At 66.7% G+C, this 13384-nt stretch carries 13 protein-coding genes; 1 reads left to right on the top strand and 12 read right to left on the bottom strand.

Translation table 11 applies throughout. The features are described 5' to 3' along the window. Window positions 1-67 precede the first annotated feature (67 nt). Entirely contained in the window at window positions 68-2227 is a 2160-nt protein-coding gene (locus LFT45_RS00945) for a transglycosylase domain-containing protein (RefSeq protein WP_236806100.1), read from the top strand. A 22-nt stretch (window positions 2228-2249) separates the two neighbouring features. On the opposite strand, the gene LFT45_RS00940 is transcribed toward LFT45_RS00945, so the two are convergent. From LFT45_RS00940 to LFT45_RS00885, 12 genes are all read right to left on the bottom strand, one after another. Then, complete coding sequence (locus LFT45_RS00940) at window positions 2250-2981, bottom strand: GAF and ANTAR domain-containing protein (protein ID WP_236806099.1); 732 nt, start codon at window positions 2979-2981, stop codon at window positions 2250-2252. 67 nt (window positions 2982-3048) lie between these two features. Next, complete coding sequence (locus LFT45_RS00935; protein ID WP_236806098.1) at window positions 3049-3396, bottom strand: DUF3846 domain-containing protein; 348 nt, start codon at window positions 3394-3396, stop codon at window positions 3049-3051. A gap of 44 nt (window positions 3397-3440) precedes the next feature. Then, complete coding sequence (locus LFT45_RS00930) at window positions 3441-4232, bottom strand: DeoR/GlpR family DNA-binding transcription regulator (RefSeq protein ID WP_111904651.1); 792 nt, start codon at window positions 4230-4232, stop codon at window positions 3441-3443. Window positions 4233-4300: 68 nt separating this feature from the next. Further along, complete coding sequence (locus tag LFT45_RS00925; RefSeq protein WP_236806097.1) at window positions 4301-4981, bottom strand: SDR family NAD(P)-dependent oxidoreductase; 681 nt, start codon at window positions 4979-4981, stop codon at window positions 4301-4303. Continuing rightward, a complete protein-coding gene (locus tag LFT45_RS00920) occupies window positions 4978-6270 on the bottom strand; it encodes a sialidase family protein (RefSeq protein WP_236806096.1) in 1293 nt (430 codons plus the stop codon). The genes LFT45_RS00925 and LFT45_RS00920 overlap by 4 nt, the downstream gene beginning before the upstream one ends. A gap of 3 nt (window positions 6271-6273) precedes the next feature. Then, window positions 6274-7050, bottom strand: a complete 777-nt coding sequence (locus tag LFT45_RS00915) for an HpcH/HpaI aldolase family protein (RefSeq protein WP_236806095.1) — start codon at window positions 7048-7050, stop codon at window positions 6274-6276. Between the two features lie 53 nt (window positions 7051-7103). Then, window positions 7104-8093, bottom strand: a complete 990-nt coding sequence (locus tag LFT45_RS00910; protein ID WP_236806094.1) for an aldo/keto reductase — start codon at window positions 8091-8093, stop codon at window positions 7104-7106. 86 nt (window positions 8094-8179) lie between these two features. Beyond that, window positions 8180-9004, bottom strand: coding sequence for an ATP-binding cassette domain-containing protein (locus LFT45_RS00905; protein ID WP_236806093.1), 825 nt, complete (start codon window positions 9002-9004; stop codon window positions 8180-8182). Next, window positions 8997-9929 (bottom strand): ABC transporter ATP-binding protein, encoded by a 933-nt coding sequence (locus LFT45_RS00900; RefSeq protein ID WP_236806092.1) that lies wholly within the window; start codon window positions 9927-9929, stop codon window positions 8997-8999. Before LFT45_RS00900 ends, LFT45_RS00905 begins: the two co-directional genes overlap by 8 nt. A 1-nt stretch (window position 9930) precedes the next feature. Beyond that, window positions 9931-10863, bottom strand: coding sequence for an ABC transporter permease (locus LFT45_RS00895; RefSeq protein WP_236806091.1), 933 nt, complete (start codon window positions 10861-10863; stop codon window positions 9931-9933). After that, window positions 10860-11795, bottom strand: a complete 936-nt coding sequence (locus LFT45_RS00890) for an ABC transporter permease (RefSeq protein ID WP_236806090.1) — start codon at window positions 11793-11795, stop codon at window positions 10860-10862. Before LFT45_RS00890 ends, LFT45_RS00895 begins: the two co-directional genes overlap by 4 nt. 3 nt (window positions 11796-11798) lie before the next feature. Then, window positions 11799-13373 (bottom strand): ABC transporter substrate-binding protein, encoded by a 1575-nt coding sequence (locus LFT45_RS00885; protein WP_236806089.1) that lies wholly within the window; start codon window positions 13371-13373, stop codon window positions 11799-11801. Between the last annotated feature and the right edge of the window lie 11 nt (window positions 13374-13384).

Here is a 13384-nt window from a genome sequence, read left to right as displayed (position 1 = left end):
GGTCTGGATCGGCCGTCACCTGACGCGTATTCTGGAGACACGCTTTTTTGGGGTGTGAACCGGAGTGATGGTACGCAAAAGCCTGACATCGAGATCTCACACGACCCTGGCAAGGATGCTCGGGTTCGTGGTCCTCAGCTGCATTTGTGGCGCCCTCGTTGCCGCCTACTTCGTTCCCCAACTTGCTGCTGCCGGCGCCGCCGTCAGCAGCTCGATGAACTTCTACAACGGCCTCCCCTCTGAGCTTGCGGTGCGTCCGCCGGCGCAAACCACCAGGATCCTGACGTCCGACGGCAAACTGATCGCCTCGTTTTACGAGGAAAACCGGGTGCGGGTCCCGCTCAAGGAGATGTCGCCCTACGTCAAGGACGCCGTGGTCGCGATAGAGGACAGCCGCTTCTACGAACACAGCGGCGTCGACCCCGTGGGCGTTCTGCGGGCGCTGGTGAGCAACGTCGCCGGCGGGGACCGGCAAGGCGCATCCACCCTGACCCAGCAGTACGTCACGAACGTGGCCAATGAAGCCAAGATCACCTCCGGCCGCGAGGATGAGGTGGTTCTCAGCGGCGAGAAGACCGTCGGCGACAAGGTCCGGGAAATGAAGCTCGCCATTGAGTTGGAGAAGAAATTCACCAAGGACCAGATCCTCGAGGGTTACCTCAACATCGTGTTTTTCAACCGCAGCGCCTACGGCATCGAGGCGGCCGCGCAGCATTTCTACAGCGTTCCGGCCAGCAAGCTCAGCCTCCCCCAGGCTGCAATGCTGGCAGGACTCGTCAACAGCCCCAGCCTCTATGACCCCGTGAGCAACCCGGAGAACTCGCTCAAGCGGCGCAACCTGGTCCTGGACGCCATGCTGGCGCAAGAAAAGATCACCAAGAAGCAGCATGACGATGCCGCTGCCACCGGTGTCGGCCTGAAAATTCGTAGCTCGAAGCAAGGCTGCGCCGCAGCCGCCATTGCCCCTTATTTCTGCGATTACGTATCCCACCTGATTCTCAACAACCGGGCCTACGGACCGGACACGGAAGCCCGGGAGCAGAAGCTGTTCAGGGGCGGGCTGACCATCACCACCACGCTGGACAGCCGGCTGCAGGCGGCGGCCCAGTCACAGGTGAACACCACCGCCGGCGCCAACCCGGCCAAGTGGGGAGCTTCCCTGCTGACGGTCCAGCCCGGCACCGGAAAAATCCTGGCGATGGCGCAGAACACGGTGTTCCTCCCGGAGCCCGGCAAGTTCGATACACAGCTGAACTTCAACGTGGACGCCAAGGATGCCAACGGCAATGACCTTAACGGTGCGGGAGGGTTCCAGCCAGGATCCACCATGAAGCCGTTCACGTTCGCCGAGTGGCTGCACCAAGGACGGAAGATCACCGAAGAGGTGGACGCCTCACGTCGGGAGTACCCACTGGGATTCGGCTGGCGGGACTCGTGCGCCAAGGTAGTGGGCGGCTACAGCAGCAAGCAGCGCAGCGCCGGCCTCGAAGCTGCCGACGACCTGCAGAACGCGTCGGAGGGCTACTACCGCAGAATGCCAGCGAACTACGGGCTGTACAACTCCATCAACACGGCTACGTTTGCCGAGGTGGCACAGCTGGACATCTGCGGCATCGACAAAATGGTTGCGGCAGTGGGCCTGCGAAGCGGGCTGGATGGCTCCGAGATCAACATGCACCAGCTGGGCAATATTCTCGGCGGCACCGCCGTGTCACCGCTCAGCATGGCCACCGCCTTCGCCACCTTCGCCGCCGACGGCCGCTACTGCGCGCCGATTGCCATCCAGCGCGTCACCGACTTCGCCGGTCGGGCGCTGTCCAGCCAGAAGCCGGCATGCCGGGCCGCCGTCGAGCCGCAGATTGCCCGCGGCGTGAACTCGGTCCTTCAGGACGTGCTCAAGAAGGGTTCAGGTGTCTACATCAACCCGAAGGTCCAGAGCAAGGTCCCTGTGGCGGCCAAGACCGGCACCAACAACAGCAACGGCGCCACCTGGGTACTGGGCTACACCAGCGGCATGGCCACCGCATCCTTCTTCGGTGACGCCCTGAACGGCCAGAAGCGGCCGGGCAGGAACCTCACCATCAACGGCAAACACTACGACCGCATTGACGGCTACATGATCGCCGGGCCGCAATGGGCCAACTACATGCTCAAGGTCGCCAAGATGTATCCAGCCAAACCGTTTCCCAAGCCCCCGGCGTCCATGATCGGCAAGGGGGCCAAGTAGCCTCGATGCGGCTGTCCGAAGGCTAGTCGAAATGCGTCTCCACACCTGATCCCGGAAGCCTGCCCAGCAGTTCCACGGCGACGTCGCGCAGCTTCTGGTTCCGGTTGCTCGAGACTTTTGCCAGAATGTCCATGGCTTCCTTTTGGGAGCATCTGTTCTGCGCCATGATGACGCCGCAGGCGACGTCGATCGCGGTCCGGCTCTGCATGGCAGCCTCAAGGTTCTGCGCCTTGGCCTGGGCAGCCCCGATCCGGACTGACAGGTGCAGCGTGCGGCTGGCCAGCTCACCGAATCCCACCGCCCTGTCGAAGAGCTCGGCCGTAAAAAGGCCCGGGGCGGGGCCAAAAAAGTTCAGTGCCGCACTGGCACCTTCCCCGATGTCCAGGGGAACGCCCACCGTGGAGTACACACCTTGGTGAGCAAGCTGCTTCTGATATTCCGGCCACCGTTCGTCAGTATTGACGTCGTTCAGCAGTTCGGGGGCCATCGTGAAGAGTGCACGGATGCAAGGACCGTCGCCGACGCGCTGCTCGATCTGGTCCAGCTCTACTGCCCGGGGGCTGCTGCCGGCAACTGTGGCCGTGTGCCGGTGCCGCTTCAGTGTCACGGCACATTCAATGCCGGTACCTGCCAGACCGGTGAGCGTCGATGCGGCAAATGCGGCCAGCCCGTCGAGGAAGCCGTCAACGCTTTCGGCCCCGATCAGGATGTCCTGCAGTTGCAGGACGGCCGAATCTTCGTTCGCTTCAGTCATTCCCCCATGCTAAACGTTAGAGGGCCCGGTTGTTCCGGGGAAGCGGAAAATCGGACTGCCCGCTCCCTCAGGCTGCCTGCGGCGTTCCGAAGAGTTCCGCTGCGAGGCGCAGGAGGTGTTCCGGGATGCTGGTGTCCTTGCCCTTGGCGTCACGGCCGACGATGACCGCCGGACCGCGGGCGGCGCCTGCCAGGTCAAGGCCGCAGTCGTGCATCAGTTGACCGGCGCGGAGGTTCACCGGCAGGTTGGCCGAAGTTCCCTCGGCGTTGAGATAAAGGTGCCAGTCGCCACGGGCGACGGACTCGAAGTCGCCTCCGAGCAGGTCTTTCAGGGTGTCCGGCCCTTCCACGGGTACAACCCGGAGGGGTTCGCCGAGTCGGGGCGGGACTATCAAGGCGGTATGTGCAGTGCTCATTTTGGGTCACTGTTAATAACAAATGCAGGCGTGCCGGTGTTCCCTCAGGCCGATGCCTGCTCTCCGGCCTGGACCTGGACCAGCTGAACCTGCACGCCGGCCTCCGTGAACAGCGCCACCTGGCCCGGATCAGCGCCGGAGTCCGTCACGAGGGTCCACGGCAGGGCAAGCTTGGCCCAGGCGTGGAACGGGCGCTTCCCCAGCTTGCCGGAGTCGGCCAGGACATAGACAGCCTCGCCGCGCCGGGCCATGAGTTCCTTGAGCCGGGTCTGCGCGTGGTCCGCCTCGCAGAGCCCGTCGTTGGCGGTGACGGCATCCGCACCGAGGAACACCCGGTCAAAGCTCATCCGCTCCAAGGCCGCCTCGGCGAGGGGACCCACGAACGTCTGGCTCACGCCCCGGAGCCGGCCGCCGAGGCAGTCCACCTGAATCCCCGGCGAGTCGGCGAGCTCCTGCAAGGTGTTGATTCCCGGCGTCGTGACGGACAGGTTCTCCCGGCCGCGCAGGGAGTGCGCCAAGGCACCGACCGTGGAGCCGCCGTCGAGCAGTACGTTCTCGCCGTCCTTCACCTCAGCAGCCGCCCAGGCTGCGATGGCGTGCTTCTGCTCGTACGCCTCACCGGTCCGCTGCCGCAAGGACGGTTCGGGGTGGGCGCCCAGCGCCACCGCCCCGCCATAGGTCCGTGCCAGCTTCCCCTGCTCATTCAGCTGGGCAAGGTCCCGCCGGATGGTGGAGGCGGTGACCCGGAAATGACGTGACAGTTCCTCCACAGACGCCAGCCCCGTGGTGACGGCAAGGTGGTAGATCTCTTCGCGCCTGGCTTTGGCGGTGGTCATCTGTGGCTCTCCTTTGCTCTCACCATCGTAGGGCCCGTGGTTTCGACAGGCTCAACGGGATCGCCGCCTCACAGCGAGGCGCCGCCGCAGATCACGTAGTTCTGACCGGTGATGGACTTTCCGTGCGGCCCCAGCAGGAAGCCGGCGAGCGCCGCAACGTCCTCGGGATCCACCAGCTGGCCGAGCGCCGGGAGCTTCGGCGGGGTGGCCGCCCGGCCGGGGTCGGCAAGCATGGGCGTGTCCGTGGGCCCCGGCGAGAGCACGTTCACCGTGATGCCGCGTGGGGCAAGCTCCTGCGCCCACGTCCGGCCCATGCCCATCAGCGCCGCTTTGGTGGCCGCGTACTGGCTCTTGCCCGCCGCGCCTGTGGAGGTCCGGCTGCCGATCAGCAGCACCCGGCCGCCGTCGGACATTCGCGGGACCACCTCGTTGGCCAACGCACTGGCGGCCCCGACGTGGACGGCGAACATGCCGGCGAGCGCCTCCGGGTCCAGCTCACCCAGCAGCGCGGTGCGCTGGTATCCGGCGGCGTGCACCAGCGCGTCCGCCGGGTCGATCCCCGAGGCCGTTTCCGCCAGCGACGACGGATCGGACAGGTCCGCGTGCAGCCACCGGAACCGGTGTCCGAGGGAAGTCTCGCTCCGGCTCAGCCCGGTGACGGCCCAGCCGTCGGCCAGCAGGCGTTCGGCGATCGCCTTGCCGATGCCGGAGCTGCAGCCAGTGACAATCGCGTGGCGGGTGCGGGTCACTGAGCGCCGCCCCCTCCAGTGTGGCCAGCTTCGTCGTCCCCTCCGGGAGTGCTGCTGCCCTGGTACGCCCACTGCGGGTCCACACGGACGTACTTGATGGCCTGCCGGAAGTAGGTGTAGGCGATGTTCAGCGCACCGTCCGGGCCCTGGTGGACGGACGGGTAAGAATACTCCCGGTTCAGTCCGTCCCGGGAATTGTTGGAGAGGCAGTAGCCGTCCCCCACGTCGAGGTTCCGCCGGATGGGCCAGGTCCGGCCCGAGTCCTCGGAGATGGCCAGCGTCATGGGCGAGCGCGGCGTCCCCCAGAAGGCGCGCCGTTCGCCGTCGTCCGTTCCGGCGCCCGGGACCTGAGCCGGTTCCGCCAGCTGGCCCTGTTCGGCGGCCAGGCCGTCGTCGTCGATTTCGTCATAGAGCGACAGGCGCCGCTCGGTGTTTTCCTCCGCGCGGCTGTGGTTGTAGACCAGCGCCAGGCGGCCGTCGGCGAGCGCCGCGAACTGGATGGAGGAGTTGTTGTTGGGCAGTTCGGTGGGGACGGGCTCGCTCCAGGTGGTGCCGTCGTCGGTGGAGCGGGATTCGTAGATCGAGTCGGCCCAGCGGCTGCGGAACAGCGCCAGCAGCGAACCGTCGGCCACAGGCTGGATGTTCATGTGGACGCAGCCCAGGCTCCCGGGCAGGATGTGCTCGCGCCAGGTGGCTCCGCCGTCGTCGGAAATCATCACGGCACTGTCGTCGCTGTTGCCCACCCACTTCTCCCCCGGCGTAGTGATGCAGCGGAAGATCGGGATGATCAGGCGGCCGGACGGCAGCAGCACCGGCAGCTGGCGGACGAACACGCCGCCCGTTTCGTTGGCCGGAAACACCGTTTCCACCGGCCCCCAGGTGCGGCCGCTGTCCGTGGAAGTACGACGGCGGACCTCCGCTGTGTCCTGGTTGCCCGCCTTTTGCGCGGTGTACAGGAGCCAGAGAACGCCGTCCTGGCCAGCCGGGCCGGGGGCGGTGAACAGGATGGGGTTCTGCTCCGAGCGGGTGGAGTCATCGGAGAGCTGCTGAGCCGGTGACCACTGGCTGCTGCCCGGCTCCAGAGTGGAGAACCAGATGGAGATGTCCGGCACGCCCTCCTGCGTGCCGCCGAACCAGATGCAGCCGAGGCGGCCGTCCGGCAGGGTCAGGAGGTTGGCGGCGTGGCTCTGCACGGTGGGCGCCGGAAGATACGCGAAGTCTGCGCCGTCAGCGCGCTTCACGGCGCCGTCGGGCGTGATGGTGCTGTACTCAGTGTTGGTGGTCTGCATGCCTCAGCCCTCCGACTTGGCGGCCGCCAGGTGCGCCTTTGCCGCCAGCTCCAGGTGTGTCAGGTCCGACGCGACGGTGGTGAACGTGTAGCCCTGCCGCAGCCGCTGGGCGGCGATCTCCCCGGCCGCGGTGTGGATGCCGGCGGCGATGCCTGCCGAGGCGGCCGCTTCAGCGACGGTTTCCAGGGCGGCGTTGAACTCGGCCTCGATGGCGGGGTCGCCCGGGAAAGCACCGCCGACGGCGATGGCCAGGTCCGAGGGGCCCACGTAGATGCCGTCCAGGCCGGGCGTCGCGCAGATCTCCTTCACGTTGGCCAGCCCCTCGGGCGTCTCGATCATGGCGAAGACCAGGGTGGCGGCGTTGGAGTCAGCCGGGACCGGGCCGATGCGCAGCGCCGAGCGCATCGGCCCGTAGGAGCGGCCGCCCATTGGCGGGTACTTCGCTGCGGCGACCGCGGCCGCGGCGTCCGCAGCGTTATTGATGAGGGGGACGATCACTCCGACGGCGCCGGCGTCGAGGGCCTTGCCGATCGCGGTGAAGTCGTTGGCCTCCACGCGCACCATGCCGACGGCGGTGTGCCCGGCATCGATGGCCATGAGGCCGTTCAGCACGCCCGAGTATCCGAGCAGCCCGTGCTGGGCGTCCAGCGCAACGTAGTCATACCCGAGCCGGCCGATGCGTTCCGTTGCCACAGGCGCGTCCAGTACGGCCCAGTAGCCGACGGCCTGCTCACGGGCGCGGATCTTGCGGGCGAATTCAATGGCCAGGTCCGATGTCATCTGTATCTTCTACCTTCAGTTCGTGGGTGTGACGGCGAGCAGTTGTATATACGTCAGCGGTTATATGCCGGCATGGGTCCGCGGAGTCCGGAGCCGATGGCGTCGCAGGAGCTGATGACGTCCTCGGGCAGCGGCCCCTTGGCCACGGCGGCGATGTTGGCGCGGAGCTGCTCCACTTTGGAGCCGCCCAGCAGCATGGAGCCGACGCCCTTCCGGTAGGCGAGCCAACGCAGTGACAGCTCGGCCAGAGTGATGCCTGCCGCGTCGGCGATGGCACCAAGGGCTGTGACGTAGACGAACAGCTGCTTGTCCCAGTAGCGCTGGGAGTACATGGCAGCCAGCTTGGAATCACCGAAGCGGCCCTCCGAGGGCTTGGCCTCGAAGCTGTGCTTGCCGGTGAGCAGGCCGCCGCCGAGCGGGTTGTAGACCATGGTGTGCACGTTGTGGGTGGCGGCGAATTCGAGGTATTCCTCCTCCACCCGCCGGGCCACCAGATTGTAGAGCTGCTGGGCGACAACGGGCCGGGGTGCGCCCACCTCGCGGGCAACGTGGATGACGTCGGCGATCTGCCAGGCCGCGAAGTTGGAGACGCCCAGCGCCCCGATCTTCCCTTCTTCCACCAGTTCCGCCACGGTGCGCAGGGTGTCCTGCAGCGGCGTGGCACGGTCCGGCTGGTGGAGATAGAACAGGTCGATGCTGTCCACACCGAGCCGTCGGAGGCTGCCCTCGACGCTGTTGCGCAGCCCTTGGGGGGACAGCGGCGAGTGCTGGCCGTGGTCCGGGTGCGGCATGCCGGCCTTGGAGGCGAGGATGACCTCATCGCGGCGCCCCTTGAGGAGGCGGCCGAGCATTTCCTCGGTCACGCCGCCGACGTACGCGTTGGCGGTGTCGATGGTGGTGATGCCGGCGTCGAGCGACTCCTCCACCATGCTTCCGGCGGTGGCCTCATCGGCGGTGTCGCCGAACGTCATGGTGCCCAGGACCAGCCGCGAGATGGGAAGCTTCAGTCCTTCCACCGGGTTGCCTTCTGGCTGCTTGCTCATGCGTTGATTCTCCGTGGTTGCAGTGTCTGTGCGGTTGCAATGTGGTTGGGTTCGGGGCGGGTAACGGCCGGATCAGTGGAGCGGCGTCAGCCTTTCAGGGCCAGCGACCGGACCACGTGCCGCGGCTTGAGGCCGCGCATGGTGGACGGGTCCAGCGCCGCACGGCGGAGCTTGCGGGTGTAGTCCTCCTTGGGCGCGGTCAGCACGGATGCAGTGCTGCCGGACTCCACGAGCTTGCCGCGCTGCATGACCATGACGCTATCGCTGATCTCCTGCACCACGCCAAGGTTGTGCGAGATGAACACGTAGGTGATGCCGGTTTCGTCCTGGATGGACTTCAGCAGCCGCAGCACCTGGGCCTGGACGGACACGTCCAGCGCACTAGTGGCTTCGTCGCAGACCAGCAGCTCCGGCTTGGAGGCGAGCGCCCGGGCAATGCCGATGCGCTGCCGCTGGCCGCCGGAGAACTCGGCAGGGTGGCGGTCCAGGGACCTGGCCGGCAGGCCAACCTGGTCGATCAGCTTCGCAGCTTCCTTGTGCCGCTCGGCCTTGGACCGGACGCCCTGCAGCTTCAGCGGTTCGGCCACGATCTCCTGGGCGGTGAGGTGCGGGTCCAGCGAGCCGTACGGGTCCTGGAAGACCATCTGGAACTTGGAACGCAGCGGCCGCAGCTTGGCTTCGCTGAGGGCGGCCAGGTCCGTGCCGTCCAGTTCGATCCGGCCGCTGGCCGGCGTCACCAGGCGCATCAGCGCCTTGGCGATCGTGGACTTTCCGCAGCCGGATTCACCGACGACGGCGATCGTCTTGCCCTTGTCCACGGAAAAGGACACGTCATCCACGGCGCGGAACGTGCCGCCGGGAACGTGGTAGTCCACCACGAGGTTCTCGACGGAGAGGAACGGCTTAGTCATTCTGGACTCCGGTGCTGGTCAGGGCGGCGTCGCCGGCCGCAGAGGTCTTGGATGCGGAGGTCTTGAATGCGGATTGGGAGGTGTTGCCAGGGGTTTCGTCCCAGGGCCCCAGGACCGGCACGGCGGCCAGCAGGTTGCGGGTGTATTCCGTGGCCGGCTGCTCCACGACCTGCTGGACATCCCCGGACTCCACGAAGGAACCGTCCTTCATCACGTGGATGCGGTCCGAGATCAGCCGGGCCACGCCGAGGTCGTGCGTGATCATCAGAATGCCGATGCCGCGCTGCTCCTGGAGTTCCAGCAGCAGGTCCAGGATGCCGGCCTGCACCGTGACGTCCAGGGCAGAGGTGGGCTCGTCTGCCACCAAGAGCTGCGGCTCACTGGCCAGCGCGATCGCTATCAGCACGCGCTGGAGCATGCCGCCGGAGAGCTGGTGCGGGTACTTCTTCAGCTGCACCTCCGGCGTCGGAATGTGGACCTGTTCCAGCAACCGGATGGCGCGGGCGCGGACGGCGTCCTTCTCCTTGGAGGCGGCGCCGGCAATCCGGATGGCCTCGGAGAGCTGGCTGCCGATTGAGTGCACGGGGCTCAGCGCCGTCATGGGGTCCTGCGGGATGAGCGCGACTGTCCGGCCGCGGACCTTGTCGATGGCCTTGGGTACGGCCACCACGTCCACGCCGTCGATGAGCACGGTGCCGGAAAGCACCGCCAGATCGTCCGGGAGCAGGCGCAGGATGCCCATCGCCGTCGTCGATTTGCCCGAACCGGACTCACCGATGATGGTGACCGTTTCGCCGCGGTGGATGCTGAAGTTCACTGAATCAACGGCCCGGATGATGCCGGCGTCGGTGATCAGCTCCACCTGGAAGTCGCGGACCTCAAGCAGGGCCGGCTCGGCGGTGTGGCTCGTAGCTTGTGCGGTCATGTCAGGCACCCTTCTTCTTGCGGCGGGGACGGTCGCGGAGGCCGTCGCCCAGCAGGTTCACGCCCACCACCATCAGCACGATCACCAGGCCGGGCAGGGTGACCATCCACCAGGAGGTGGTGATGTAGTCCTGGCCGTCGGAGATGATGCGTCCCCAGGTGGCGAACGGACGCTGGGGGCCGGCGCCTAGGAAGCTGAGGGCGCTCTCGAGCAGGACGGCCTGGGCCAGGAGCAGCAGCACCACGAGGGTCGCCTGCTTGATGACGTTCGGGATGATGTGCTGGATGAGGATCTGGATGCGGTGCAGCCCGAGGATCCGCGCCGCAGAGACGTACGGTTTTTCACGTTCCACGAGCACCATGGATCTGGTCAGCCTGGCCACTTCCGGCCATTGCGCAATCGCAATGACGAAGGTGATCACCGGGATGGACGGGCCGAAGAGGGCCACCACCAACAGCAGCATCATGAGGAGCGGCAGGGACATCTGGGCCTCGAGAACACGCGAGACCACCGTGTCCACCCAGCCGCCGAAGTAACCGGCGGCGGCACCGAGGATGATGCCGATCGCGCCGGAGACCACCACGGCCAGGATGCCGATGGTCAGGGAGACCTGGCCGCCGTGCAGGACGCGGGACAGCAGGTCGCGGCCCAGCTGGTCGGTGCCGAACAGGTGGCCGTCCACCAGCGGGGCGAGGCGGCGGGCGGACAGGTCCTGGTGGTTGGCGTCCGGCAGCGGCAGCACCTGGGCCAGCAGGATGGGAATGATCACGATCAGCGTGCAGACGGCGCCGATGCGCAGCTTCCACTTGGCCGCGTTGCGGCGGCGGGTGGCGCCGGCCTTCGCGATGAGCTCCTTGGTGACGGCGCTGGCCGAGGGTGTCCGGGGCGGTTGTGCGGCGGAGGCCGCCGGCGTTGCGGTGTCGCTGAGGCTCATGCTGCTGCCGCCTTTCCAAGACGAACGCGGGGATCAAGAAGCGGGTAGGCGAGGTCGATGACGAGCTGGACGGCCACGGCCAGCAGCGACGTCAGCAGGACGGTCGCCTGGATGAGGGGGTAGTCGCGGGTTTCGAGGGCGCGGACAATGAGGGAGCCGACGCCGGGCCAGGCGAACACCACTTCCACCACCACCACGCCGTTGAGCATGGCGGCGAAGCGGGTGCCCAGGGCGGTGAAGACCGGGATGGCGGAGTTGCCCATGGCATAGCGCCAGGTCAGCGCCGGACTGCCCACTCCCCTTGACCGCGCCACGGTCAGGTAAGGGGCGGCGAAGTTGGACGTCATCTCCCGCCGCACCATCCGGGAAATCAGCGCGATCTGCAGGATGGCGATAGTGACGGTGGGCAGGACCAGCCCGCCCCAGGTGGCGAAGCCGGAGGCCGGGAACAGCGGGATCAGGACGGCGAACCCGGTGAGGAGCATGATGCCGGTCCAGAAGTCCGGCATGGACTGCCCGGCGATGGTGAGGACGTTGACGCCGAGTTCCCGGTTGGTGTCCGGGCGGCGGGCCATCCACACGCCCAGCGGAATGGCGATCACGGCGGTCAGGAGGATTGCCGCGGTGGCCAGCGTCAGCGTGTACGGCATCCGCTCCGCCACCACCTGCATGGCCGGCGCCTGGAAGGAGTAGGAGGTGCCGAGGTTGCCGGTGAACAGCTGCTGCAGGAAGATCCAGTACTGCTCCAGCACGGGACGGTCCAAGCCGAACTGTTCGCGGACCTTGGCCAGCTGTTCGGTGGTGGCCAGCGGTCCGGCGTAGGACACGGCCGGATCACCGGGGGCCAGGCGGATCAGGATGAAGACCGTGGAAACCGTCAGGAACACGGTCAGCAGGCCTTGGCCCAGCCGTTTGAGGATGTACTTGGTCATGACTCAGGCCTCCAACCGGACGTCAACAAGGGGGTAGGAGTTGGTGGGAGCCAGCGACAGATCTGCCACGCGCTTCTGGTGGGCCAGCACGGACTTGGGAACGAATGCCCAGGCGCAGGGCCAGGTGTCCCAAATGGCCTTCTGCGCAGTGGCGAGCAGCTGCTCGCGGCGCACCGGGTCCACCTCGGAGGATGCGGCCTGGATCTTGGCCTGAACGTCCGGGACCACGTAGCCCTGGTAGGTGTCGCGGGTCTTTTCCTTTTCCGCGGTTCCGGCGTACATGCCCTGCATCATGGTGATGGCCAAGCCCGTGGGGCTGCTGAAGCCGTTGCCCAGCAGGTCCCAGTCACCCTGCTTGCCCTGGCGCCAGGCCAGGATGTTGCCGCCGGGCTCGAACTGCTGCAGCTGGGTCTTCACCCCGATGTTGCCGAACATCTCCACGAGGGCTTCCATCACGGAGGTGTCGGAGGCGAACTCGCCGGTTTCCCAGATGATCTTCAGGTTCAGGTCCGTGACGCCGAGGCTCTTCAGCGTGGCCTTGGCCTTCTCCGGATCGTAGGTGTAGTTGCCGGTCTTGGAGAAGCCGGTGAGGCTGGACGGAACCACACCTTCGGCCTCGCTGACCGAATCGACCAGGACGTCCTTGACCAGGGCCTCGCCGTCCACCGCCCAGCTGAGTGCCTCACGGACACGGACATCGGACAGCGGGTGGCTGGAGGGCTTGCGGAAGTTGTAGAAAATCTGGTTCAGCCGGAGGCTTGACGCCTCCGCAAGGACGACGCCGGGAAGTCCGGCCAGCTGCTCGCGCGAGTCGGGCGTGATGGAGTCAATAACGTCCACCTCGCCGCTCCGCAGCGCAATGACGCGGCTGGATTCCTCGGGCAGGAAGCGGACCTCGACGTTGTCCACCTTGGGGGCGGGGCCCCAGTAGTTCTCGTTTCGCTTGAGGCTGTAGGTGCCGGCGCCCCGGTTGAACTTGGTAACCACATAAGGGCCGGTGCCCACGCCTTCCTGCAGCTCCTCCGGCTTGTTCTTGGCTGCCGGGCTGATCAGGATCATGCTCATGAGGGAATCGAGGATGGGGATGGGGTTCTTGGACTCCATCCGGAACGTCCGGTCATCCACCGGAACCACCGTGGGGAACTCGGGGAAGAACCCGGCGACGAAGGATCCCTGCACCTGCTGGTACATCTTCAGTGCAGTGGCGATGTCCTCGATGGCCACCGGGGTGCCGTCCGAGTAGCGGACGCCCTCGCGGAGCCGCACGGTCCAGGCGGTGGGCGAGGTCATCTCAAAGCGGTCCGCGAGGACCAGGACCGGCTTGGTTTCGGGGCCGATGGCCGTCAGTCCCTGCCGCACGGCGCGCTGGACGGTGACGGCGGCGTCGAACTGGTTGAGCTTGTTGTCCAGGCTGACGAGGGACCTGTTAAGGGCCAGCGTCAGCGTGCTGGGTCCCGGCAGGCCCGTTGGGCCGGCACACCCGGCCATGGAGCCTGTGCCCAGGAGAAATCCGGCGGCTGCGCCGAACTGCAGGAGGCGGCGCCGTGAGATCTCACTTCCTTGAGGAAGAACGGTCATCGTTGACCTCT

Source organism: Arthrobacter sp. FW305-BF8 (assembly GCF_021789315.1).
Taxonomy (GTDB): Bacteria; Actinomycetota; Actinomycetes; order Actinomycetales; family Micrococcaceae; genus Arthrobacter.
Note: the sequence above shows the minus strand (reverse complement) of the source record. Positions and strands in the feature narration are given on the sequence as shown.

Excerpts from the sequence above, each read along its gene's own strand:
- LFT45_RS00930 (WP_111904651.1), bottom strand. The coding sequence starts at position 4,232 with ATGACCACCGCCAAAGCCAGGCGCGAAGAGATCTACCACCTTGCCGTC.
- LFT45_RS00910 (WP_236806094.1), bottom strand. The coding sequence starts at position 8,093 with ATGAGCAAGCAGCCAGAAGGCAACCCGGTGGAAGGACTGAAGCTTCCC.
- LFT45_RS00895 (WP_236806091.1), bottom strand. The coding sequence starts at position 10,863 with ATGAGCCTCAGCGACACCGCAACGCCGGCGGCCTCCGCCGCACAACCG.
- LFT45_RS00945 (WP_236806100.1), top strand. The coding sequence starts at position 68 with ATGGTACGCAAAAGCCTGACATCGAGATCTCACACGACCCTGGCAAGG.
- LFT45_RS00940 (WP_236806099.1), bottom strand. The coding sequence starts at position 2,981 with ATGACTGAAGCGAACGAAGATTCGGCCGTCCTGCAACTGCAGGACATC.
- LFT45_RS00905 (WP_236806093.1), bottom strand. The coding sequence starts at position 9,004 with ATGACTAAGCCGTTCCTCTCCGTCGAGAACCTCGTGGTGGACTACCAC.
- LFT45_RS00890 (WP_236806090.1), bottom strand. The coding sequence starts at position 11,795 with ATGACCAAGTACATCCTCAAACGGCTGGGCCAAGGCCTGCTGACCGTG.
- LFT45_RS00920 (WP_236806096.1), bottom strand. The coding sequence starts at position 6,270 with ATGCAGACCACCAACACTGAGTACAGCACCATCACGCCCGACGGCGCC.
- LFT45_RS00935 (WP_236806098.1), bottom strand. The coding sequence starts at position 3,396 with ATGAGCACTGCACATACCGCCTTGATAGTCCCGCCCCGACTCGGCGAA.
- LFT45_RS00900 (WP_236806092.1), bottom strand. The coding sequence starts at position 9,929 with ATGACCGCACAAGCTACGAGCCACACCGCCGAGCCGGCCCTGCTTGAG.
- LFT45_RS00885 (WP_236806089.1), bottom strand. The coding sequence starts at position 13,373 with ATGACCGTTCTTCCTCAAGGAAGTGAGATCTCACGGCGCCGCCTCCTG.
- LFT45_RS00915 (WP_236806095.1), bottom strand. The coding sequence starts at position 7,050 with ATGACATCGGACCTGGCCATTGAATTCGCCCGCAAGATCCGCGCCCGT.